Origin of the sequence: Nonomuraea africana (genome assembly GCF_014873535.1) — a bacterium.
Lineage (GTDB): Bacteria > Actinomycetota > Actinomycetes > Streptosporangiales > Streptosporangiaceae > Nonomuraea > Nonomuraea africana.
On sequence record NZ_JADBEF010000001.1, the window covers coordinates 5,200,983 to 5,223,708 of the forward strand.

19 protein-coding genes, 1 tRNA gene and 3 pseudogenes are annotated in these 22,726 nt (G+C 70.2%); 13 read left to right on the forward strand and 10 right to left on the reverse strand.

Annotation, left to right across the window (positions count from 1 at the left end):
• Position 1: 1 nt before the first annotated feature.
• Complete coding sequence (locus H4W81_RS24635; RefSeq protein ID WP_192776978.1) at positions 2-718, reverse strand: DUF1330 domain-containing protein; 717 nt, start codon at positions 716-718, stop codon at positions 2-4.
• A gap of 651 nt (positions 719-1,369) precedes the next feature.
• Complete coding sequence (locus H4W81_RS24640) at positions 1,370-1,951, reverse strand: TetR/AcrR family transcriptional regulator (protein WP_192776979.1); 582 nt, start codon at positions 1,949-1,951, stop codon at positions 1,370-1,372.
• A gap of 63 nt (positions 1,952-2,014) precedes the next feature.
• Between H4W81_RS24640 and H4W81_RS24645 the strand changes: the two genes are divergently transcribed.
• The 3 genes from H4W81_RS24645 to H4W81_RS24655 all read left to right on the forward strand — a co-directional run bounded on the left by H4W81_RS24645 (position 2,015) and on the right by H4W81_RS24655 (position 7,149).
• A complete protein-coding gene (locus tag H4W81_RS24645) occupies positions 2,015-3,583 on the forward strand; it encodes an FAD-dependent monooxygenase (RefSeq protein WP_192776980.1) in 1,569 nt (522 codons plus the stop codon).
• Positions 3,583-6,294 (forward strand): ATP-binding protein, encoded by a 2,712-nt coding sequence (locus tag H4W81_RS24650; RefSeq protein WP_192776981.1) that lies wholly within the window; start codon positions 3,583-3,585, stop codon positions 6,292-6,294. The genes H4W81_RS24645 and H4W81_RS24650 overlap by 1 nt, the downstream gene beginning before the upstream one ends.
• 354 nt (positions 6,295-6,648) lie before the next feature.
• The gene (locus tag H4W81_RS24655; protein ID WP_318782514.1) at positions 6,649-7,149 is read left to right on the forward strand and encodes a lanthionine synthetase LanC family protein; all 501 of its coding nucleotides are present in this window, start codon (positions 6,649-6,651) and stop codon (positions 7,147-7,149) included.
• 136 nt (positions 7,150-7,285) lie between these two features.
• Here the strand turns inward: H4W81_RS24655 and H4W81_RS47610 are convergent.
• A pseudogene (locus tag H4W81_RS47610) lies at positions 7,286-7,747 on the reverse strand (IS110 family transposase); the annotation flags it as partial.
• Between the two features lie 311 nt (positions 7,748-8,058).
• On the opposite strand from H4W81_RS47610, the pseudogene H4W81_RS47615 reads away from it, so the two are divergent.
• Positions 8,059-8,295: pseudogene (locus H4W81_RS47615) on the forward strand (transposase); the annotation flags it as partial.
• 202 nt (positions 8,296-8,497) lie between these two features.
• Positions 8,498-9,790 (forward strand): tyrosine-type recombinase/integrase, encoded by a 1,293-nt coding sequence (locus H4W81_RS24665; protein WP_192776982.1) that lies wholly within the window; start codon positions 8,498-8,500, stop codon positions 9,788-9,790.
• A 218-nt stretch (positions 9,791-10,008) separates the two neighbouring features.
• Here the strand turns inward: H4W81_RS24665 and H4W81_RS24670 are convergent.
• Positions 10,009-10,082 (reverse strand) — tRNA-Ile (locus H4W81_RS24670).
• 136 nt (positions 10,083-10,218) lie between these two features.
• Between H4W81_RS24670 and H4W81_RS24675 the strand changes: the two genes are divergently transcribed.
• Together H4W81_RS24675 and H4W81_RS24680 are read left to right on the forward strand one after the other, a co-directional pair.
• Positions 10,219-10,746 carry a histidine phosphatase family protein gene (locus tag H4W81_RS24675; protein ID WP_192776983.1) on the forward strand — a complete coding sequence of 176 codons (528 nt, stop codon included), beginning with the start codon at positions 10,219-10,221 and terminating at the stop codon, positions 10,744-10,746.
• Positions 10,743-12,020, forward strand: coding sequence for a hypothetical protein (locus H4W81_RS24680; RefSeq protein ID WP_192776984.1), 1,278 nt, complete (start codon positions 10,743-10,745; stop codon positions 12,018-12,020). The genes H4W81_RS24675 and H4W81_RS24680 overlap by 4 nt, the downstream gene beginning before the upstream one ends.
• Before the next feature lie 203 nt (positions 12,021-12,223).
• Here the strand turns inward: H4W81_RS24680 and H4W81_RS24685 are convergent, their stop codons facing one another.
• The 3 genes from H4W81_RS24685 to H4W81_RS24695 are packed head-to-tail and all read right to left on the reverse strand — an operon-like array spanning position 12,224 to position 15,612.
• Positions 12,224-12,388 carry a hypothetical protein gene (locus H4W81_RS24685; RefSeq protein WP_192776985.1) on the reverse strand — a complete coding sequence of 55 codons (165 nt, stop codon included), beginning with the start codon at positions 12,386-12,388 and terminating at the stop codon, positions 12,224-12,226.
• Positions 12,389-12,418: 30 nt separating this feature from the next.
• Positions 12,419-14,905 (reverse strand): PEP/pyruvate-binding domain-containing protein, encoded by a 2,487-nt coding sequence (locus H4W81_RS24690; protein WP_192776986.1) that lies wholly within the window; start codon positions 14,903-14,905, stop codon positions 12,419-12,421.
• Positions 14,902-15,612: a helix-turn-helix domain-containing protein gene (locus tag H4W81_RS24695; RefSeq protein WP_192776987.1), complete on the reverse strand. Its 711-nt coding sequence runs from the start codon at positions 15,610-15,612 to the stop codon at positions 14,902-14,904. The genes H4W81_RS24690 and H4W81_RS24695 overlap by 4 nt, the downstream gene beginning before the upstream one ends.
• Positions 15,613-15,718: 106 nt before the next feature.
• On the opposite strand from H4W81_RS24695, the gene H4W81_RS24700 reads away from it, so the two are divergent.
• Positions 15,719-16,267, forward strand: coding sequence for a hypothetical protein (locus H4W81_RS24700; protein WP_192776988.1), 549 nt, complete (start codon positions 15,719-15,721; stop codon positions 16,265-16,267).
• Here the strand turns inward: H4W81_RS24700 and H4W81_RS24705 are convergent.
• Positions 16,264-16,377, reverse strand: a pseudogene (locus H4W81_RS24705) (mycothiol transferase); the annotation flags it as partial. The gene H4W81_RS24700 and the pseudogene H4W81_RS24705 sit on opposite strands and share 4 nt — an antisense overlap.
• A gap of 56 nt (positions 16,378-16,433) precedes the next feature.
• Between H4W81_RS24705 and H4W81_RS24710 the strand changes: the two are divergent.
• On the forward strand, positions 16,434-16,811 hold the full coding sequence (locus H4W81_RS24710; RefSeq protein ID WP_192776989.1) for a hypothetical protein: 378 nt from the start codon (positions 16,434-16,436) through the stop codon (positions 16,809-16,811).
• Positions 16,812-16,890: 79 nt separating this feature from the next.
• Positions 16,891-17,565: a DUF6766 family protein gene (locus H4W81_RS24715; protein ID WP_192776990.1), complete on the forward strand. Its 675-nt coding sequence runs from the start codon at positions 16,891-16,893 to the stop codon at positions 17,563-17,565.
• Here the strand turns inward: H4W81_RS24715 and H4W81_RS24720 are convergent.
• Entirely contained in the window at positions 17,499-18,320 is an 822-nt protein-coding gene (locus H4W81_RS24720) for a 1-aminocyclopropane-1-carboxylate deaminase/D-cysteine desulfhydrase (protein ID WP_192776991.1), read from the reverse strand. The two genes, H4W81_RS24715 and H4W81_RS24720, sit on opposite strands and share 67 nt — an antisense overlap.
• 43 nt (positions 18,321-18,363) lie before the next feature.
• On the opposite strand from H4W81_RS24720, the gene galK reads away from it, so the two are divergent.
• Complete coding sequence (gene galK, locus H4W81_RS24725; protein ID WP_192776992.1) at positions 18,364-19,473, forward strand: galactokinase; 1,110 nt, start codon at positions 18,364-18,366, stop codon at positions 19,471-19,473.
• 8 nt (positions 19,474-19,481) lie between these two features.
• On the opposite strand, the gene H4W81_RS24730 is transcribed toward galK, so the two are convergent.
• A complete protein-coding gene (locus tag H4W81_RS24730) occupies positions 19,482-20,255 on the reverse strand; it encodes an enoyl-CoA hydratase-related protein (RefSeq protein ID WP_192776993.1) in 774 nt (257 codons plus the stop codon).
• Between the two features lie 268 nt (positions 20,256-20,523).
• Between H4W81_RS24730 and H4W81_RS24735 the strand changes: the two genes are divergently transcribed.
• Positions 20,524-21,642 carry a nitric oxide synthase oxygenase gene (locus H4W81_RS24735; RefSeq protein WP_192776994.1) on the forward strand — a complete coding sequence of 373 codons (1,119 nt, stop codon included), beginning with the start codon at positions 20,524-20,526 and terminating at the stop codon, positions 21,640-21,642.
• 357 nt (positions 21,643-21,999) lie between these two features.
• On the forward strand, positions 22,000-22,695 hold the full coding sequence (locus tag H4W81_RS24740; RefSeq protein WP_192776995.1) for a hypothetical protein: 696 nt from the start codon (positions 22,000-22,002) through the stop codon (positions 22,693-22,695).
• The last annotated feature ends 31 nt before the right edge of the window (positions 22,696-22,726 follow it).

Consider the following 22,726-nt stretch of genomic DNA (forward strand, 5'->3'; position numbering starts at 1 on the left):
GTCAGACCCGGCGGTAGATGATCGGCTGCGCGGCGATGCCGTTGGCCTTGAAGTTGGCCAGCACGAAAGTGCGGAAGGTGGGCCGGAAGATCAGGCTGGGCAGAAAGGTCCGCCAGTTCGGCCAACTCGCGTGGTTGACGAGCCCGTAGTCGGCGGGCTCACCCTCCACCGGCCGCATCAGCGCGGAGTTGGGCAGCGCGGTCTTGGCCTGGAACCACCCGGCGGTGTACTCCCACACCTTCAGCAGGGTCTCGCGGTCGTCGGCGTAGAAGTAGTTGAACAGGAAGCAGTGGTCCTGGCTGTGGTCCACGTCACCGAGCCGTCCAGCGTTGTCGGCCACGATCTGGTGGGTACGGCGGGAGGCCGCGCGGAGCGTCTCGGCGAGTTCCTGGTAGGCGGCACTCTCGCGGAGCTCCAGCGCGGCTTCCACGGACGCGGTGCGAATCAGCACGACGACGTCGAAGCGCGCCGGCCGGATGCCCCGGGCGGCCAGCACCTCCTCGCCCTCGCCGGGCGGCCGCAGGACCGCGCGGAACACGTTCGCCTCGCGTGCCTCGATCCCCGCGACCAGCGCCTTGAGCCGGGCGGCTAGTCGTGTGGGAGCAGACGCGAAGGGGCCACGCCAGGAGCCGACCTCGCCAGCCAGCATGACGAAGCCGTCGCCGGTTGCGGGCAACGCCTGGGCCTTGACGGCCAGATGGTCATTGATCAGCTTCATGGCGCCGACGCTAGCCAGAGGCCCTCGGGGATCGCCTCCGTCATCTGACTGATGTTCACCGGCCAACTACCGTGCTGATGCTGATCGTCTCCTGTTCCTGAGCCCCGGAACGGTGATGGACAGCTCCCACACGCCACCCATGACCAACACGTCCTTTGCGGCGACGAAGCGGCCGGGATCGGACTGGACGGCGCCGACCGGCGGCAGCGCGTAGGCCCAAGCTCCGACTTGACCGCTGCCATGGCGACCGTGTCGGCCTCGCCGGAGACCTGCGCGCCCGAGTCCTACTGCTCGATCTAGGCGTAGGCGGGATAGCGGCCAGCCCGGGGGAAGGCGCAATCGTACTCCCAACACGTCTCGGGGATCGGCCTGCGCCTGCGGCGTGGACACGACGAGGCGGCGATGCCGTCTCATCGGGAAGTGTCTGCGTAGGGTCTGGCGGCACAATCGGGACCCACCCCGCGCGCTCATGGCGGCCCTGCCGCCGAGGGGTGCGGCGCGCGACCTCCACGACCTGCCAGGCATTGTTCAGGTGACCGAGTTGGCCGCGAGCCACAACATGGTCGCGGAGCAGCCCGGCAACCTCGCCGATCTGATCACCCGGTTCCCCGCGAGCTCCAGGAAGGTATGAGCAAGCGCAGGCCTATGCGACTACTTCTCAAGCGGCTCGTCTGCCGCCAACAGAAATCCTGCGATAAGCGTCTCGACGAGGGCACGGGTGTCCATGCCAGGAACGCCGAGGGTGAGGCGGTCGAAGGTCACTCCGGTCAGCAGGGAACCCAGGGCGTCGAGCTGCTCGTGAGTGGCTTCGGGATGGATGGCGCGGAGCTGGGCGGTGCGGATGCGCAGGGTCACGGCGCGCAGTTCGCGCATCAGGGCGGCCAGCCGGGCATTGCGGGCGGCCTCCAGGGACAGCTCGAACCGGGCCAGGTACCGGTTGCGCGCCGGGCCGTCGCCTGCGTCGATGGCGGCTGTGAGGCTGTCGATAAGGCTGTCCCGATCCATTGGGGTCACCGGTGCGGCCTGCAGAGCGGCGAGCTGCTGGTCCAGGATCCGGTGGGCGATCGCCTCGTAGAGGGCGGCCCGAGTGCGGAAGTAGTTGGACGTGGTGCCTACCGGAACGCCGGCGGCCGCGTCGATGGCGCGGTGGGTCACCCCGGCCAGGCCGACCTCGTCGATGAGCCGCATCGCGGTGTCGGCCAGAAGCTCCCGTCGATCGCTCTCCCTCGGCATGCCCTTGACTCTACTACATTGTCCTACTACAACGTAGTACTACAAAATAGTAAGGAGGTTCGGATGACTAAAGTCCTGATCGCGGGCGCCGGCCCGACCGGGCTGACCCTCGCCGTGGAACTCGCCCGCCGCAGAGTCGACCACTTGCTGGTCGAAGCGGATCAGGCGCCCGCGATCGGATCACGCGGCAAGGGGCTTCAGCCACGCAGCCTGGAGGTGCTGGACGACCTGGGCGTGATCGACGAGATCCTGGCCAACGGCAGCATCGGCTTACCTCTGCGTCTCCACCAGGGAAACAAGCTCCTCGTCGAACTGGCCACCGCCGCAGGGCAGCGGCCGGGCGTGCCGTACCCCGACCTGGTGATGCTGCCCGAGTGGCGGGTGGAGCAGATCCTGCGCGACCGGCTGGTCGCCCTCGGCGGGAAGGTGCTGTACGGCGCCGCGTTGAACAGCTTCACCCAGGACGACGGCGGCGTCACCGCCACGCTGGCCAACGGCCAGACGGTCCGGGCCCGCTACCTAGTCGGCAGCGACGGCGGGCACAGCGCCGTCCGGCACCTACTCGGCGCGACGATGGACGGGCACACCCAGGAGGACCAGGTCTTCTTCGTCGGCGACGTGAAGATCCACGGCCTCGCCGCGGACGCCTCCTACGCCTGGTTCGGCGAGGACGGCTCCTACCTGGCCATCGCACCGCTGCCGAACGCCGACGGCGCCTGGCAGTACCAGGCCGGCGCGCATCCCGGGCCCGACGACGAGCCCACCCTGGAGCTGTTCCACGAGCTGTTCCGCGACCGATCCGGCCGCAGCGACGTGACGCTGACGGACGCGACCTGGCTGTCGCGATACCGCTTCAACGCCCGCATGGTCAGCAGCTACCGCTTTGGCCGCGTCTTCCTGGCCGGCGATGCCGCGCACGTGCACTCCCCGGCAGGTGGCCAGGGCATGAACACCGGCATCCAGGACGCCTACAACCTCGGCTGGAAGCTGGCCGCCGCCCTCACCGGCGCGCCCGAGGAGATCCTCGACAGCTACGGCGCCGAGCGCATCCCTATCGCCGCCAAGGTCCTGGCCGACAGCTCGCGCGGCTTCGAATCCATCTTCTCGCTCAAGGGCGTCCGCCGCTTCCTGCGCGACCACGTGCTCTTCCCGCTCGTCAAGCAGCCCGCCATCATGAACCGCCTGCTGGCCATGACCAGCCAGCTCGACCTCGCCTACCCCGACTCGCCCCTCACCGTCCCCGGCGGCCCGCGCCGCGGCCCCAAGCCCGGCGACCGCGCCCCCGACGCCCGCGGCACCACCCCCGCCGGCGCCCCGACCCGCCTCTTCGACGTCACCCGCGGAACGCACTGGACCCTCCTGGGCTTCGGACCGCAGACCACCCAAGCACTTTCCACCATCCAAAGCCCACACGTCAGAGTCCTGCAGGTCGTGGCCTCCGGGCGGGCGGACTTCCCGCAGGCCCTCATAAGCAAGGAGATGTCCCGGCTCTACCGCGCCCGCCCGGGCACCCTGCTCTTGATCCGCCCCGACGGCTACATCGCGCTTCGCACCGAGGAGCCCCGAATCGTGGACGCTTACTTCGACCGGATACTGCCTCCCACCCGCGCGGCAACCCCGAGCGCGACCTGATGTTGTACGGACGTCAGGCAGAACAGGCCACCGTCGATGAGCTGTTGGAAGCGCGCTCCGGCGCTCTGATCGTGCGCGGCGAGGCAGGCATCGGCAAGTCGGCGCTCCTGGACTACGCCGCCGCGAAGGCGCAGGCACGCGTGCTGCGAGTCAACGGCGTCGAGTCCGAGGCCGACTTGTCGTTCGCCGCCCTGCATCTGCTGCTCCGCCCGGTACTCGACCACGTGGGAGCGCTGCCGTCCCAGCAGGCTGAGGTGTTACGCGGTGCGCTCGGCCTCGGCGGCACGACCCGGGGCGACCGCTTCCTCGTCGGCGTGGCGACGCTCAACCTGCTCGTGGAGCTGTCGGCCGAGGGTCCGGTGGTGTGCCTGGTCGACGACGCCCAATGGCTGGACGGCGAGTCGGCCGACGCGCTGCTGTTCGCCGCCCGCCGCCTGCATACCGAACCCGTCGCCGCTCTGTTCACCGCCCGGGAGGGCGACGCGGCCTTCCACGCGCGAGGGCTAACCGAACTGTGGCTGGGCGAGCTGGACGCCGAGGCCGCCCGCGGCCTGCTCACGGAGCAGGCCGCAGACCTGCCGCCGGCCATACGCGACCAACTCCTCACCGAGGCCCGCGGCAACCCGCTGGCCCTGGTCGAGCTGCCTCGCATGCTCACCACCGAACAGCGCAGGGGCGCACTCAGCCCGCTGTCCTTCTCCCTCGGCACGGCGGGACTGGTGACCGATCGGGTGCTGTGCGGTTTCCGTGACCGGATCTCGGCGCTGCCTGGCGCCACCCGCTCCTGCCTGCTGGTGGCGGCCCTCGATGACCGTGCCGAGCTGGGCGTGCTCGCGCGGGCGATCGGCCTGCTCGGCGCCTCGCTGACCGACTTCGCTGAGGCAGAGCGGGCTGGCCTGCTCCGGGTGTGCCCGGAGGGTGTCGCCTTCCGCCACCCGCTGGTGCGTACCGCCGTGCTGCTGTCGTGTGACATCGGCGCCCGGATTGCGGCGCACCAGGCGCTGGCCCATGCCGTCGACGGCGATCGGCGGGCCTGGCACCTGGCCGCCGTCACTCTCCAGCCCGACGAGGAAGTGGCGCACGAGCTGGAGCGCCTGGCGCTGCGGGCCCGGCAGCGCGGCGGGCAGACGGCGGTCTCGGCGGCCTACGCGCGCGCGGCCGAGCTGTCCGCCGATCCCGCCGAGGCTGTACGCCGGTGGACGGCCGCAGCCGGGGCCGCGGCCGAGGCAGGGCTCTGGTTGCGCGCGCATGAGCTGGTCGACAAGGCGCTGCGGCTGGCCGAGGAGGAGGCGCCGGCGGGAGCCGTGCTGAGCGAGCTGGCCCAGGTCAGAGCGAAGCTGGAGGTCGAAGCCGGCCGGCCGCTGAACGGTGTCCGGCTGCTGCACGAGGGCGCCGAGGCGGCCGGTGACCCGTCTGCCAAGCTGTCGCTGCTGAGCCTGGCGGGCTTCTACACCTGGGCCAGTGCGCCCCACCCCGACCAGCTCGCGCTGGCCCGCCGCACCGCGGAACTGTGCCCGGACGGCGACGGGCTGGCCGATGTGGTGCGCACGTTCAACCGCGCCTTCCGCCTGATCCTCGAGGGAGACGCTGTGACCACGCTCACCTACCGGATGCCGGACCAGGCCGATCGCATTCCCTTCGAGGTGCGCTTCATCATCACCTACCAAGCCATCGTCCGCGCCGACCACGACGCCATGCTGGACAGCGCCGCACAGCTCGTCGAGGAATGCCAGGCGGAGGGACGCCTGGGACGCATGCCCCAGGCCATGACGATCTTCACCATCGCCCAGCTCATCAGCGGACGCCACCGGTCCGCGCGAGCCACGGTGGCCACGGGCCTGGCGCTGGCTTCCGACGTAGGCCAGCCGCAGTGGAGCAGCTACCTGGCGGGCCTGCACGCCTGGCTGTCGGGCGTCGCCGGCGCGCAGGAGGAGTGCGCCGCAATGACCGAGCAGGCGATCCGCGAAGCCGACCACCGCAGGTGGATGCCGGGAGCCTACTGGGCGGAGTACGCGCAGCTGATGCTCGACCTCGGAGCGAGCCGCTACGACGCGGTGCTCGAACGGATGGACCGGGCAGCGGCCGGCCCCACACGCCATGCCTTCCTCTGGCGATACGCCTGGCCCGACTACGTCGAGGCCGCCGCGCGAACGGGAAATCCCCAGCGTGCGAAGGAACCGCTGCGACGGTATGCCGAATGGGCGCAGGCCACCGGCCAGGCCAGGCCGCTTGCCGTTCTACATCGGGCCCATGCCTTGCTGGCCGCCGACCACGAAGCCGAGGAACTGTATGAGCGGGCGCTCGCTTTCCACATCGAGGGCGAGCACCCCTTCGACGAGGCACGCACCCGCATGGTCTACGGCGAGTGGCTACGCCGCCAGCAACGGCGCACCGAGGCGCGCGCCCAACTCGAGTCCGCCATCGAGGCCTTCGACCGGCTCGACGCCGCCCCATGGTCCGCCCGCGCGGCAGCCGAACTGCGCGCCACCGGCGCCTCCCTGTCCGACCGGGCCCGCGCCGGGGATCCACGGGCTGCGCTGACCCCGCAGGAGCTTCAGGTGGTACGGCTGGCCGTCACCGGGGCGTCCAACCGGGAGATCGGCGCCCAGCTGTTCCTCAGCCCCCGCACCGTCGCATCCCACCTGTACAAGGCCTTCCCCAAGCTGGGCGTCTCCTCCCGCGCCGAGCTGGCCAGGCTGGAGCTGGCATAGGTCAGACCCCGCGATAGATGATCGGCTGCGCGGCGATGCCGTGCGCAGCCGGAGCTTGCCCTCCTTACGCAGGAAGTGGAAACGCCAGCCGGACAGCGCGGCCGTCAGCGCGGCCGCGGCCTTCGGGGTCATCGGTTGCGTCCACGGACGTGGTGTACGAGTTTTCGCTGGTGACAGGCGTGGCGCCGTGAAATGAGGACGGCCATCGCGTGACGCTTCTATGTTTGTCAAGCCGCTCTCTTCCTCTGGCAGGCAGGTGGACCGCTTGTGAGGTCTTTCCCTGGGGTGAGCGCCGGCGGCGTCAGCACCGGCTCCAACGCCTGCCTGTTTCACGGGGCTCCGGCGCTGGAGTTCGTGCTCGGCCGTGCTGGGCGTGCCGACCGGACCGTCCAGGCCGCCGTTGACCGAGTCGTGGCCGCTCGGCTCGCCGCGGCCCGCCGGCGGCGAGCGTCGACCCGGCTGCCGACGCTGGCGGAGTTCGACCTCATCAGGGGACTCACCGGCCTGGGAGCGCTGCTGCTCACCCGCCCAGGCTCGCCGCCGCCGCTGCTGCACGAGGTGCTGACCCATCTGGTGACGCTGGCGGGCCTGGCCGAAGCCGATAGCCGGGGCCTGCCCGGGTGGTGGTCACCGGATAGCCCCACGCATGAGGAGATCGCCGGTGGCCACGCGAACAACGGTGTGGCACACGGCATCGCCGGCCCGTTGGCGCTGCTGTCCCTCGCCGCCCACCGCGACATCCTCGTGGAAGGCCAGACGACGCCATCGAGACCTGGACCAGCGCGGCGAGCTCGTCATCGGCGGCGTGAATCTCGCTGGTCAGGTCGCGGATGCGGCGGGCCAGGCGCTGCATGACCAGGCGACGTGTTCGCTCTTCAGGGTCGGTGGTGGCCGAGGGCCGCAGCGCCAGGCAGGCGTCGATCAAGGCGGTTCTGGTCAGGCCGCGCAGTCGCTGACGCTGCTGTTCGGGCGCGGTCAGCACGAGCGCCTTGAGCTGGTTGACCGCACCGGTGCGGGCATGGATGGCGCTTTCGCGGGTGACCAACAGCATGCGGACCGCCTCGCGCGGACCATCGGCGCGGGGCACGGCGGAATGCTCGCGGCCCAGCGCTTCGCGAGCGGCGCGACGGGCATCTAACGCATCGCTCTTACCGCCGACTCGGCGGGTGATGCGCTTGGGGCGGTCGGACTCGATAACGTGCTGTCCAGCCTGCCGCAACGCGCGGACCAGTCCGGCGCCGTGGCTGCGCGTGTCTTCGATCGCCCACACGATCCGCGGGCCGGGAGCGTGGTCGTTGGCCCATTGCGCTAACTGACGGTAGCCGTTGGCATCGGCCGTGATCGTGATGGCCGACAGCTCGCCACCGACCGGGTTGACCAGGCAGGCGCTGTGTGTGTCGCGGTGGGTATCGACTCCGATTACGGCGTCGACGGTCTGGGCCAGCATCGTCATGGCGGCTCCCGTGGTGATGGCGATCTGCCGGAACTACGGCGCCGGCCTGGTGGAGACACCACGCGGACATATCTGTGATGAGTCACGCCTCAACGGCGGACAGGCTTCTGATCAAGTCAGTGTGGTGGGCCAGGCGGGTGGTGGCGGTTCCGGGGACAAGTCAGGCGCAGGGCACACCATGGTGGCCAGATCCTTCGAGAGTCACCCGAGATCGCCGACACCGAGCCTGGCAGCGCTCCACCTCGCAGCGCCACTGTCAGACTCACAGATCCTTCGTGATTGCGGGTCAAGATCGAAGGAGAAAGAAAGCGATGGCCGTGAACAACAGTGTGGACCCTGCCGCATGGCTGGCTCAGCAGCTCGAGAGCGGGGATCCGGATCTGTTGCGATCCATGGTGAAGACCATGGCCGAGACGTTGATGTCGGCCGAGGCTGACGGCCTGTGCGGCGCCGGGTACGGCGAGCGTAGCGAGGATCGCATCAACCGGCGCAACGGCTACTGGTCCTGCGACTGGGACACCCGGGCCGGCACCGTGGCTGTTGCTTTGGAACACGATCTTCTGGAGCGGCGGTTCCGGTGGTCTGGATGGTCGTTGGATGGCCGGGTGGCGAGGGGTTTCCGGCGGGTTGATCGGGATCAGCAGTTTCTCCTGCCAGTGGATATGCGCGAGTGGCTTCCCGACGATCACGTGGGGTGGGTGCTGCTCGAGGTGGTCGAGCATCTGGACGTCAGTGAGCTGGAGGCTCGGTATGCGCAGGCCGGGCCCGGTCGCCGCGCCTACGATCCTCGGATGCTTCCAGGCGCTCGGTTCCGGCAGCGACCTGTCGTCCCTTCGCCAGGCGGCGAAAAACGGGGAGGCGTTCTACGAGGACAGCGGCCTCCCGGCGTCGATGGTCAAGGCCAAGGACGCGCGCACCTGGTACTCCTTCGCGGTCGCCTACGTCCACGCCTGGTGGCCCCATGCGGCGGCCAAGTCCCGCGAGGGCATGACGGACACCCTGGCGAACATCACGCCTGTACTCACGCACGACCTGTCCGGGCGTCCGGACGACGCGATCATCCGCCGTGCCCTACGCGAGTACGCTTTCGTCCCCGAGGACCGTCGCCCCGAGCCGACACCCGAGATAGCCGCTGCCATCCGCTGGCTGGAGGCGGCTTCGCTCCCACTGAGCGCCCTGGAAGATGCCAGGCACGTACGGGCGGTCCTGGAGGCGCTGGCGCTGCTCATGGACGGCTCAGCGGCGGCCACCTCGACCTACCGCCGCAAGCGGGCCGTGTTCCATCACGTGTTGGAGTACGCCGTGGAGCTGGAAGAACTTTCGGCAAATCCGCTGCACAAGGTGAAGCTTCGCAAGGCCAAGGTCACAGGCGATGTGGACCGTCGTTCGGTGGTCAATCCTCAGCAAGCCCGTGAGCTCCTGATCGCGGTCTCCTACGTCGGCCGCACCCGTGGTCTGATGCTGGTGGCCATGTTCGCGTGCATGTACTTCGGCGGCCTACGTCCCGGCGAGGCTGCCGGCCTCCGGATGAAGGACTGTTTGCTTCCAAAGCAGGAGTGGGGCGTGCTCACCCTCGAAAAGACCCGTCCCGAGAGCATCAAGCGCTACACGGACTCAGGCGAGACCCACGACGAACGCGGTCTCAAACACCGCGACGGCAAGGCCACCAGGCACGTTCCCATCCCTCCCGAACTCGTCGCTCTCCTGCGTGCCCACATCGAGAGACACGGCGTAGCGGAAGACGGTCGGCTGTTCCGCACGAGCACGGGACGCACCTTCTCCGGCTCGGCCATTTCCAATGTCTGGAAGGAGGCTCGCACCTACGCCTTCTCCCCCGACCAGGTCGGCTCGCCACTGGCGGCCAGGCCGTACGACCTGCGGCACGCGGCTGTCTCCCTCTGGCTTAACGCGGGCGTGCACGCACCTGAAGCGGCTGAGCGAGCCGGACATGGCGTCGATGTCCTGCTTCGCGTCTACGCCAAGTGCATCGACGGTCAGCGTGAGGTCGCCAACCGGCGCATACTCAAGGCTCTCGCCGCATGACAGTCCAGCCCAAAGGACCTTGGGGACTCCCCCCGAGGTCCTTCGTCATGTAGCCGGAAACCTGATGTCAACCTGCGGAAACGCCCCAAGATTCATTCCGTGTATATTCCGCGACCACTGGCATACGGCTGCTTTCGGCCGCCTTCCGCTGCATGGGTGGCGCACCCTGGATGAGGCAGAAACCCCAGCTCAGCGACGGGATCCCTGGTCAATCTGAGTAGGGCGGGTGGGACTTGAACCCACGACCCACGGATTATGAGTCCGATGCTCTGACCGGCTGAGCTACCGCCCCCTGCGCGAGTGCAGTCTCCCATATATTCGCGCGCTTGCCAGCATAGATCGCCCCCGTCCCCAGATGCCTTCACTCACCGCGAAACCCCTGCCGCAGACCGTTCCCGTCCCCCGGGAACCACTCTAAGGTCGTCCAGGTGGCGATCAAGCTGATCTACGAGACCCATTCGATCACCGTCGACAACGAGTCCGGCGTCGCGACCGGCTGGCTGCCCGGTGAGCTGTCCGACGCGGGCCGGGGCGAAGCCGTCAAGCTGGGCGAGCGCAGGCGTTCGGGCGTCGACGTGGTCTACAGCTCCGACCTGCGCAGGGCCGTACAGACCGCGCGGATCGCCTTTTCCGGCAGGGAGATCAGGCTGGACGCGCGGTTGCGGGAGTGCGACTACGGGCGCTACAACGGCAGGCCCGTCGCGGAGCTGGCGCCGCTCAGGCGGGCGCACATCCGGCGGCCGTGGCCCGAAGGGCAGAGCTACGAGGAGGTCGTGGCGGCGACGGAGGCGTTCCTGCGCGATCTGCGGGCGGAGTGGGAGGGGCGGACGGTGCTGGTCGTCTCGCACTCGGCCAACCGGTGGGCGTTGCAGCACCTGCTGGAGGGCGTGCCGCTGGAGGACCTGGTGGACGCGCCGTTCAGCTGGCAGCCGGGATGGGAGTACACGCTCTCGTGAGGCGCTGGTTGTGGCTCCCGGCGTTCGTGCTCTCGCTGATCCCCTACGCGGTCACGACCGGATCCCTCATCCTCTTGTGGACTCCGCGGCAATGTCCTGGCTGGGCTTTCTATCTCGACCTGCCAGGCGTCCGCGTTCCCGCTCCGCTGACGGTCGCCGTCGGGTTCGTGGTCTGGGCGGTGCTCGCGCACCGAGGGCTGCTGCGGTTAGGCAGGGTCGTCGGGTGGCTGGCGGCCGCGGGAGTCGGCTGGTCGTCGGTGGCCGCCCTGGGAGCCGCCCTCTACGACACGTCGGCGGGCGGGAGGTGCGGCGAGCTCTGGGGCAAGATGCTGAGCCCTCCATGGCAGGCGCTCGATGTCCTGATCGCCGTCCTCATCGTGCTGGCCGTGCGCACCGAGCGGGGCCTGGTGCTGCGTACGGCGTCAGCCGTCACCGCGCTGGTCTTCCTGGCCACGCTCCCCACGGGAGCGGCGGTCCTGCCCCGGGTCACTCCGGCGGAGGCGGAGGGGTGCGAGAGCGCCGAAGGCGAGCGGGCGTTCGTCTGCGCCGTCAGGGAGCTGCTCCCCGCCTCCTACGCGAGCCTTCCCGATCACCGGCTGGTCGCGGAGGGACGCACCTGGTGTGAGGTGATCATGCGTGACAGTCCCGAGGAGCTCTCCCGTGTCGGCGGGTCCATCGGGCAGTCTCTGTACTCCGGTTCGATTCCCGACGCGCTCACGGCGATCTGTCCCGAGCTCGGGCGGTGGAGGGCGAACAAAGAACTGCGCGAAGAAGAGGAGAACGACCGGTTCGTCACCGCCGCCGAGCGCCGCTGCGCCGGCCTGCCCCCGCACCGGCCGCTCGCCAGGACGGTAACCCGGGCGCGCGCGACGGCCGTCTGGTCGGACTACGGCGCGATCGAACTGGCCGAAGGCGAGATCGACGTCGCCGCCGCGCTGGACGACGCCTTCGAGAACGGAGTGGTGGGCACCTCGCCCGGACAGGTCGCCATCCTCACCGCCGACGAGGCCATGCACGTCTGCGTCGCCGTCGAGGTGTACGGCAGGCGGCCGCCGGTCGAGACCAGAGGCTGGCGCAAGGTGGTGGAGACGGGCTACACGAGCCGAAGCGGACGGCTGGCCTTCGACGACGAACGCACCGCGCTGAGCACGAACGGCCCAGGGCGCTACCGGCTGAGGGTCCACATGCGGATCCACGACGAGGAGGACGCGGGACAGGAGTTCCTGATCATGGTCTTCCCCGGAAAGGGCGGCGGGACGACTCGGTTGAAGTGAGCGGAATGGATGCCGGCCGCTCGTGGTTACATCCATCGTGGCCGGTGTGCCCAGTGTCCCCGGGCCTCACCTATTGCCTTCACGGAATACCGTTCGGCTGGAGCCGTGTTGCGCCTTTCGCCGAGAGGCGACCTGCACACCGGTTCGCACACGTGGAAACGCCCGTCCGATCTCCCGATCGGACGGGCGTTTTCGTTCGGCCGTCAGCCCGTATCGCTGGCGTTCCAGGTCATCGACTGCCATCGCACGGGGTCCAGGAAGCACCGGGATTTCGTCCACACCTCGAAGGGTGTCTCCTTCGCGAGATCCTCCCGGGCTCTCCTGTAGGCCTCACATCTGGCTTCGAGCTCCCGCTCCTCCTCTGTCATGCCCGGCATCCTGACCGAGAGGCGCGGCCGTCATCCGCGACTTGGCAGAACCTCGACCGTTCCGCGCTCGCCGTCGACCCTGACGCGGTCGCCGTCCCTGATCCGCATGGTCGCGTTGCCGGTTCCGACGACGGCGGGGATGCCGAGTTCGCGGGCGACGATGGAGGCGTGCGAGAGCGGCGCGCCCAGGTCGGTGACCACGGCGGCGGCGCGGGGAAACATCGGGGTCCAGCCGATGTTGGTCAGCGTCGTCACCAGGATCTCGCCCTGCTTCAGGCGGTCGCCGTCCTCGGGCCCCGCGATGACTCTCGCGGTGCCCTCGACCACGCCGGGCGCGCCGGGGAAGCCGGTGACCTCGTCGCCGGCCGCGACGGTGGCGCCGCGCGCGTCGAAGAGATCGGCCCGCCGGTCCGTGGACGCGGCCCAGCGCACGGGGTCGAAGTACCCCACGATCAGGGCGGGGTACGGCGGGAGCGCCGCGTAGCGCTCGTAGGTGGCCCGCCGTACCGCGACGCGGGTGGGCGGGGCGCCGCGCAGCACGTCCAGGATCTCCTCGACGGGCAGGAAGAACAGGTCGTCGCCGTGGCCGGTCAGCGCGCCCGCCTTCAGGACGAAGGCGCGCAGCGCCCAGAACGCGCGGATCACCTCCGAGCGGGTGGACTCGCGGTCGCGCACGACGGCGTTCCACCGGGCCACCCGCGCCCGCATCGCGGCCACCTTGCGCGGGTGGCGCCGGGCGAACTCGGCCCACGCCGCGTCGCGGGCGGCGGCCTGCCTGCGCAGCAGCGCACCGGCGTCGGCGTGGGCGCCGGCCAGGCCCGCGAGCTGCGCGTCGATCCAGGCGGGGTCCTCGCCGGGGCGAGGGAGCGAGACCTCGAACTCGTGCGGGCCGCGGTGCCCGTAGGCGCGGGCGAACTCGTCGCGGGAGATCTCGCCCCTGGCCAGCCGGTCGAGGCCCGTGACGGGGCCCAGGCTGGCCAGCTCGCCGTCGGCGTTCACACCGGTCAGCATGGCCTCGGCGGCGACCTCGCCCATCATCCTGCGCAGCTTGTCGCGGGTCCAGACGAGCGTGGCGCCGCCCTGCCGACCCGCCGCCTCGAGCATCTGGCAGGAGGTGGCGAAGTACGGCAGCAGCTCGCGCTCCCACAGCTCGGCCAGCTCGGCGGCGCTCCCGGCCGCGTCGATACGGGCGCGCAGTTCCTCGTTGCGCCGCCGGGCGGTGGAGAGGAAGCCAGGCATGTCCTTGAGGTTGGCCGCGACGCGCCGCCTGATGCGGACGGCCATGGGCAGGACGCTCTTGATGATCTTCCAGCGCGAGACGCCGACCATCGGCACGTCCAGGCCCGGCGGGATCCTGCCGAACACCTGCTCCACGGCGGCGAGCCTGGAGCCCATGCCGAGCGCCCTGGCGACGGAGACGGTGGCGCTGAGGTTCATGTAGAAGCGGCCGCCGATGTTGCCGACCAGGTCGAAGCCGGGCATCGTGGAGGCCGACATGGCCTCGTGGATGAAGATCTGGACGAACGACCAGGTGGCGGGCGTCATGACGTCGGGGATGGCCTCGCCGAGGTTGCCCGCGGTCCAGAGGTAGTCGCCCCTGCGGCTGTCGTTCCACTCCTCGACCTCCTGCTGGAGGCCGGTGACGGGACGGGCCTGGAGGATGAACAGCTCGCCGTCGCGCGCCGCCCACTCCACGTCCATCGGCGTGCCGTACAGGCGCTGGATGCGGTCGCCGAGGCCGGCCAGCCGTACGGCCTGCGCGTGGTCGAGCACGGGCAGGCGGCGCCGTTCCTCGGGAACCGGCTGCTCGGCCGTGCCGCCGGGGGTGCGGACGGTCATGACCGTCTTGTCGGCCACGCCCTCCTCCGCCACCCTGCCGTCCTTGATCACGAGGGAGTCGGGGTTGACCTGGCCGCCGACCACCGCCTCGCCGAGACCCCACGCCGCGTTGACGACGATCTCGTCATGGGCGCCGGTGACGGGGTTGGCGGTGAACATGACGCCTGCGGCGTCGGCCGCCACCAGCTCCTGGACGACGACGGCGAGCGCGACGTCGTCGTGCGACACCTGGTTGCGGGTCCGGTAGGCGATCGCGCGCTCGGTCCAGAGCGAGGCCCAGCACCGCCTGACCGCGTCGAGGAGGGCGGGGCCGCGGATGTTCAGGTAGGTGTCCTGCTGCCCCGCGAAGGACATGCCGGGCAGGTCCTCGGCGGTCGCGGACGAGCGGACCGCGACGGGCACGTCGTCACCGAGCGCCGCGTAGGCGGCCATGATGGCCTTCGCGCTCTCCTCGGGCATCGCGTGCCCGGCGAAGAGGCCGGCGATCGTCGCGGGCTCGTCCAGGCCGGCGAGGATGCGGTCGTGGAACGGCGCGACGAACTCGCGGTAGGCGTCGGTGGTGACATGGAAACCGTCCGGCACCGGCAGGCCGGCTCTGGCCAGGCGGGCGAGCGACGCGCCCTTGCCGCCCACGACCTCCAGTGCGGCGGCGGTGTCGCCGAGAGGCAGAACCCTCACGTCGGATACTCCTTGGTGCCGAGCGAGGCGCGCAGTTTGGCGTGCGCGACCTCCACGGCGGCGTCGAGGAAGTCTTTGGTCGCCCTGGCGATCGCCTGGGCGTCGCCGGGCGCGCCCGAGCCGACCGCCCCGCCGCCGACGTCGGCGACCAGCTCGGCCAGCCGCTCGTCCGGCAGCCTGACGTCGTCGGGCAGGTACCGCTGCGCGATCAGGAACCCGTAGAGCGTGGAGGTGAGCACGGTCAGGTGCTCGATGGCGGTGAGGTCGTCTCTCAGCGCCCCGTGCTCGCGCAGGGTGTCGAGGTAGACCTCGAACTGCCGGCCCAGCGGGAAGGCCGAGCCGCTCTCGCGCTTGCGCCGGGCCAGCTTGCCGAGCACCGCCGAGTCACCCAGCAGGCTCGCCTTCATCAACGGCCTGCGCAGCAGCTCGGCCGCCAGCCGTTCGAGCAGGTCGTGGTGGGTGGCGGGGGCGCTTTGCCGTACGTCGTCGAGCAGGCGGGCCCGTTCGCGGCGCAACAGCGCGGCGAACAGCGCGTCGCGGGTCTTCCAGTGGAGGTAGATCGTGCCCTTGGCGACCCCCGCCGCCCTGGCGACGTCGTCGATGGTGGTCTTGTCGTAGCCGAAGCGCAGGATCAGCTCGGCCGCGGCGTCGAGGATGCGATGCGCGCGCTCCAGCTGCCGCGCCGGATCCGCTGCCGGTCTCGCCATGCCCCTCCCGTCACTTTCCCTTAAGCCGTTGTTTGACCAAATATACACATTTGGTCATTCAACTGCTACTGCCTCGCGGCACGGCCCGGCGGCGTACCTTGGACGGGTGGCCAAGGCGTTCTGGATCGACCAGGAACTCGACAGGGACAGGGACGGCCGTTACGGCGCCCACGTCCGCAAGCACGTCGAGGAGTTCGCCGACTCCTTCGGCGACATCGCTCCCGTGACGTTCGCGTGCGTCGCCTGGCGGATGGCGGTGCCGCCGGCCATGTCGCCCGGTCACGTCCGATGGGACCGGCGCATCCTCGAGGCGAGCTGCGTGCGCAACACCTGGGACGGCACGCTCACCGCCGAGGTGCGCATGGTCTCCCCGCTCCCCGAGCAGCTGACCAGCTCGAGGGAGTGGTGGAGGGACAGGGGCTGGCGCGGCTGGCAGGAGATCTTCGGCCAGTTCGTCGAGCCGACCCAGGAGGACCTCACCCGCGGGCCGTTCGTGCGCGCCTCCCTCCTGGTGCAGGCGCCCATCCCGCTGGAAGAACTGCCGCCCGCCCCGCAGGGCCCGCACGACGGGGTGGAGGAGGCGGCGCACCGTGCGCTGGCGGTGCTCGTCAAGGAGCTCAACGCCCTGCTCGCGCCCGTGCTCGACCGGTTCTAGCCGCCCTTCACCCCGTCGACCAGCTCCCTGACGATGTCGAGGTGGCCGTTGTGCCTCGAGGTCTCCTCGATCAGGTGGCCGATCACCCAGCGCAGCGTGAAGAGGTCGCCCTGACGGCCCAACTCCCCTCGCTTCCCACCTGTCATTCTGGGTAGCTCCCAGCGGTATGAGGCCCGTCATCGTCGTGTTCGCGCTCGTCATGGCCGCCGGATGCTCCGTCGACACGGGCCCGCCCGCTCGTACCGCCGAGCGGTTCTCCGCCGCGGTGGCCGCGGGACGCGGCGAGGAGGCCTGCAGGCTGTTGGCCGCCAGGACCATGAAGAAGCTTCCCGACCCGGGCCAGACCTGCGGGGAGGCGCTGACCGAGCTGGCGCTGCCCAACGGTCCCGTGCTCTCGGTCTCCCTGTGGGGCGACGACGCCCAGGTACGGCTCAACGGCGACACCCTCTTCCTGCACCGCTACGACGGCGGATGGCGGGTCAGGGCCGCGGGGTGCACGCCCACGGGTGCGGGTCTCCCCTACGACTGCGAGGTGGAGGACTGATGCGCACCGTCTTCGTCACCACGCTTCTCATCATCGCCGTGGGTCTGAGCTGGTTCTTCGCGATGGGGCTGATGCACCGATGACACGCTTCATCAAGGAGAACTCCCTCTCGCTGTTCTTCCTGCTGATCTTCCTGCTCGCGCTGTTCGGGCAGGCGATCGCGGGTCAGGCCAAGTTCAACGACCAGCAGCTCGTGGACGACGGCCAGCCGGTCTCCGTGTGGCGGTACATCGCCTCGTCGGACTTCGCGGTGGACGTGGCCGAGAACTGGCAGTCGGAGTACCTGCAGTTCCTGCTGTTCATCCTGGCCACGGTCTGGCTGGTCCAGAGGGGCTCGCCCGAGTCGAAGGAGCTCGGCAAGGAGGGCGCCGAGTCCGACAAGGACCAGATGATCGGCGAGCACGCCCGGCCGGGCTCGCCCTCGTGGGCGACCGCGGGCGGGCTGCGCAGGGCGCTGATCAGCAACTCGCTCGGCTGGGTGATGGGGCTGGTGTTCGCGCTGTCGTGGCTGGCCCAGTCGGTGGCGGGACTCGCGGCGGGCAACGCCGAGCGCCTCACCGACCTGCGCGACCCGGAGAACTGGGGGTCCTACGTGATCGGACCCGAGTTCTGGAGCAGGACACTGCAGAACTGGCAGTCGGAGTTCCTGGCGGTGGCCTCGATGGTGGCGCTGTCGATCTACCTGCGTCAGCGCGGCTCGGCCGAGTCGAAGCCGGTCGGCGCGCCCCACGGCGCGACGGGAATCGAGGGCTGACCGGTGACCACGGCGACGACGCGGGAGCCTGGCGCGAACGCGCCGCGCCCGGCCAGGTCGAGGATCCCGTAGATCATCTTGGCCACGTAGACCTGCTCGAAGGCGGGGTCGAGCTCGGGAGAGAGCTTGGCGTAGCCGCCGAAGTGGTAGTCGAGGTTGAGATGCCAGTTGGTCATCACGCGGCCGTACGCCTCCCGCTGCAGCCGCGCCACCTCGTCGCGCAGGAAGCCCGCCCCCTTCAGCACGGCGAAGCCCAGCGCCCGCCGGCCGAGGGCCAGACCCGCCGAGATCCCCGCGAGCGTGCCGCCGGTGCCGACGGGGCAGCAGATCACGTCGTAGTCGAGGCCGATCTCCGCGGGCAGCTCCGCGCAGCCGCGCACCGCGGCCGCGTTGCTGCCGCCCTCGGGCAGGATCGTGACGTCGCCGAACCGCGCGCGCAGCTCGTCCAGCACCTCGGGGGTGTGCTTGCGGCGGTAGGCGGCCCGGTCGAGGTAGACCAGGCGCATGCCGCAGGCCCGCGCGTAGGCCAGCGACGGGTTGAGCGGCAGGTGCTCCTCGCCGCGCACGACGCCGATGGTCTCGAAGCCCCGCTCCATGCCCGCTCGGGCCAGCGCGCGCAGGTGTCCCGAGTAGGCGCCGCCGAAGCTGAGCACGCGGGCGGGGCCGAGGTTGTACCTGAGTTTGCGGGCCTTGTTGTCGTCGTGCTTGAGGAAGAGCCGCACCGTGCCGAGACGGGGATCCGTCACCTCTTCCATGGCGCTAGTCTACGGACGAACCGTTGTTGAGGAGTGTTCGATTATGCGCGTTGTTGAAGCTTTCCGTCAGGCGTACGACGCCGAGCCGACGACCGTGTGGCGCGCGCCGGGCCGCGTCAACCTCATCGGCGAGCACACCGACTACAACGACGGTTTCGTGCTGCCGTTCGCCGTGCCGTGGGGCATCACCGCCGCACTCAGCCCGCGCAGGGACCGCACGATCCGCCTGCTCTCGCTGCAGTCCCCCGGCGCGCCCGCGGTCATCTCCGACTGGGACAGTGCCCAGGGCTGGACCCGCTACGTCGTCGGTGTCCTGGCCATGCTCGGCGAGCAGGTCCAGGGCGCCGACATCGCCATCGACGGCGACCTGCCCGCGGGCGCCGGCCTGAGCTCCAGCGCGGCCCTCGAGGTCGTCATCGGCTCGGCGCTCAACGAGGTGTACGGCCTGGGCCTGACTCCCATGGAGATCGCCCTCCTCGGCCAGAAGGCGGAGAACGACTTCGTCGGCATGCCCTGCGGCATCATGGACCAGGCCGCCTCGGCGCTGTGCGAGGAGGGCAAGGCGCTCTTCCTCGACTGCCGCTCGCTCGGCTCGAGGACCATCCCGCTCGATCTCACCTCACGCGGGCTGCGAATCCTCATCATCGACACGGGTGTGCACCACGAGCTGGCCGACGGGCAGTACGCCAAGCGGCGCGCCGACTGCGAGTCGGCCGCCCGCAAGCTCGGCGTCGACGCCCTGCGCGACGTCACAGACCTGGCGGGCGCGCTGTCGCGGCTGCAGGGCGACGAGCGCAAGCGCGTCCAGCACGTGGTCACCGAAAACCACCGCGTCGAGGCGGTGGTCGGCCTGCTGCGCGCGGGGGCGATCGCGGAGATCGGCACGCTGCTGAACGCCTCGCACCTGTCGCTGCGCGACGAGTACGAGGTGTCGTCTCCCGAGCTGGACGTCGCGGTGGAGGCGGCGCTGCGCGGCGGCGCGCGGGGCGCCCGCATGACCGGCGGCGGGTTCGGCGGCTCGGCGATCGCGCTGGTGGCCGAGGAGCGGGTGGCGACCGTTCAGGAGGCGGTGCTCGCGGCGTACGCGGAGCGCGGCTGGAAGGAGCCCCGCTTCCTGCCCGCCACCCCCGCCGCGGGGGCGCACAAGATCTAGCGGAAGGGTCAGAGAGCGGGGAAGTCGGGGGCGCGGCGCTCGAGGAAGCTGGCCACGCCCTCCGCGAAGTCGGTGCGACCGAACGAGGCCATCATCTCGCGCACGGCGTTGGCCGCCGACTCCTCCAGCGTGCGGTTCCAGTCGCCCCACACCTGACGCTTGATGACGTCCATGGAGGCGGGCGAGCTGTGGCGGGCCAGCTCGCGGGCGTACGCCTGGGCCTCGGGGAGCAGCGACTCCGCCGCGACGGCCCTGTTCACCAGGCCCATCTCGAACGCCTCACGGCCGGTGAACACGCGTCCAGAGAGCAGCACGTCCATGGCGCGCTGCTGGCCCATGAGGCGGGGAAGCACCCAGGACAGGCCGTACTCGGCGACCAGCCCCCTGCGCGGGAAGGCGGTCGTCCACTTGGCCTCCTCGGCCGTGAACACCAGGTCGCACACCAGCGCGTGGACCATGCCGAGGCCCGCGCACGCCCCGTTGACCGCCGCGATGATCGGCTTGCGGATCGTGGTGGGAAAGGTGTTGGGCCTGGGATCGGGCTGCTCGGCGTAACTGCCGGCCTGGATCGCCGACAGCGTCTGGAAGTCCGCGCCCGAGCAGAAGCCCCTGCCCGCGCCCGTCACCACGATCGCCCGCACCGAGGGATCCTTCTCGGCCTCTTCGAGCAGGTCGAAGTAGCGGCGGCCCATCGCGTCGGTCCAGGCGTTCAGCCGCTCGGGACGGTTGAACGTCAGCGTCAGCACGCCTTCGTCGATCGACGACAGCACCAGCTCCGACATCGCGCCCTCCCGGTTCGTTACAGAACAACGTTCTACACCAAGCCCCGCCCGTTGGCCATACGAGAGCAGGGTCACGCTCCGGAGTGCCATGGTCACGGATTTTCCTGATTTGGGGGACAAAGAGGGTGAGCGAAGGTGAAGATGTGATCTGCTGCGGACTCGACAGGGGCGGCGTGGTGAGGACGCCGCCGGAGGAACGCGTCACCGACCCGGAATCGGTCCCGCGATCCGTGAACCGGAATGCGCTGGTTGCTGCGTGCTTACGTGGATGAGAGCTTTGCGTCCGTTCGATGTGCACACCGTCATGGAGAAGACCGTCGACTTCCGCGAGGCGGAGCGGTTCATCCGCCTCTTCCACGCGGAGAACCCCGGCGCCGGGGACGTGCAGGCGCGACTGCGGGAGGTGGCCAGGGACGCCGCGAGGTTCGGCACCTACACCCACACCGCGCAGGAACTGGAGTTCGGCGCCAGGGTGGCCTGGCGCAACAGCAACCGCTGCATCGGGCGGCTCTACTGGCGCTCGCTGAAGGTCAGGGACCGGCGAGACGTCTCCAGCGCCGAGGGGGTCGCGCTCGAGTGCGTCGAGCACCTGCGGGAGGCGACGGGACAGGGCCGGATCAGGCCGACGATCACGGTGTTCGCCCCTGACCACCCGGCCTGCCCCGGGCCGAGGATCCTGAACGAGCAGCTCATCCGCTACGCCGGCTACCTGCGCGCCGACGGCACGGTGGTCGGGGACCGGCGCTACGTGGCCTTCACCGAGCAGGTGCGGCGCATGGGGTGGAGGGGCGGCGCGGGGACCAGGTTCGACGTGCTGCCGCTGGTGATCCAGCCGGCCAAGGGACGCCCCCTGTTGTGCACGGTGCCGGGTGACGCGGTCATGGAGGTGCCGATCGTCCATCCGGCCTACCGGTGGTTCGAGGAGCTGGGGCTGCGCTGGCACGCCGTACCGGCGATCTCCAACATGTGCCTGGAGATCGGCGGCGTCTGCTACCCGTGCGCGCCGTTCAACGGGTGGTACATGGGCACCGAGATCGGGGCCCGCAACCTGGCCGATCACGACCGCTACGACCAACTGCCGGTGATCGCCGCGCGGCTGGGGCTCGACACCTCCAGCGAGCGCACGCTGTGGCGCGACCACGCGCTGGTGGAGCTGAACGTGGCCGTGCTGCACTCGTTCGAGGCGGCTGGGGTGACGATGACCGACCATCACACGGAGTCACGGCGGTTCCTGACCCATCTGGAGCGGGAGGAGCGCGCGGGGCGGGTCTGCCCGGCGGACTGGTCGTGGATCGTGCCGCCGCTTTCGGGCGCGGCCACTCCCGTCTTCCACCGCTACTACGACAACCGCCAACTCACCCCGCGCTACGCCGCCCCCCACACCTGACCTTTTTCTGATCGCCTTCCTCTGGTCTCCCTGGCCGCCGTCCCCCGGTTCCCACCGGCCCGTACGGCAAGCCCACCCCAGCGCCTCCGCCCGGCACGTGGTCCCCTCCGTCCAGGGGACGCTCCTCGAGCGCACGTGGCCTGGCGTGGCAACGGAAGGCCAAGGGCGTCACGTCGTCGCGCACCTGGAGCCCTCGACGCGCAGTCCGCTGAGACGGAGGGGAAGAAGGATAGGTCGACGGGTGTAGGGCGACGGCGGTCTGGCGGGGACGCCGTCCGAGAGGTCGCGAGAACGTCGGCGGGTCGGGCGTGGCGTGGCGGCGGAGTGGCCAGGAAGCGGGGGCGGGCCGCTCGCTCTGTGGCGGCGACGTCCGAGAGGGCGCAGAGGCGCGAGGACCTACGCGCCATCTGGTGGTGGCTCCCGGAAATCACCCTCGTCCTGCTGCTGATCGGCGGCTGGGTGTACCTGCAAGACCGGACCGACCCGATTATCACGGGTGTGGCCTACGGGAGCATTATCGCCGCCGTTGGTCTCTCCCCCATGCTCCGCCGCTTGGCGGTGGCCCTGGTCTGGTGCCTGATCGTCCGGCACCGCCTGCGTACCTGCTTCAACTCGTTCCTGCCCACCGACCGGCACGGCCACTTGCCGTTCATCGGGTGGGCCAAGCCCATCCCGGTCGGCGAACGCGTGTGGGTCTGGCTTCGTCCCGGCCTGTCCCTGGAGCAGATCGAAACCCAGCTCGGCAGAATCGCCGTTGCCTGCTGGGCCGCTTCGGTCACAGTGACCAAGGCCCGCACATCCAACTCCGCCGCCATCTACCTGGACATCAAACGCCGTGATGTCCTCGGCGGCCTGGTCGGCTCGCCCCTCACCGACGACCTGCCGACCACGTCCCGGCCCTACCTCGGCCGGTCAGCGCTGTCCCGGTTCAGCTTGATCTGGCTGACGTGCCGGAAATCGACGACACCGAACCCACTGAGCGTCCGGCCAAGAGAATGGCCGACCCCCGGCCGTCAACGGCGCCTCCGCCAAGACGGCTACCGACAACCCTGACCTCGACTGGATCTGACGCGTCGTCAGCTAC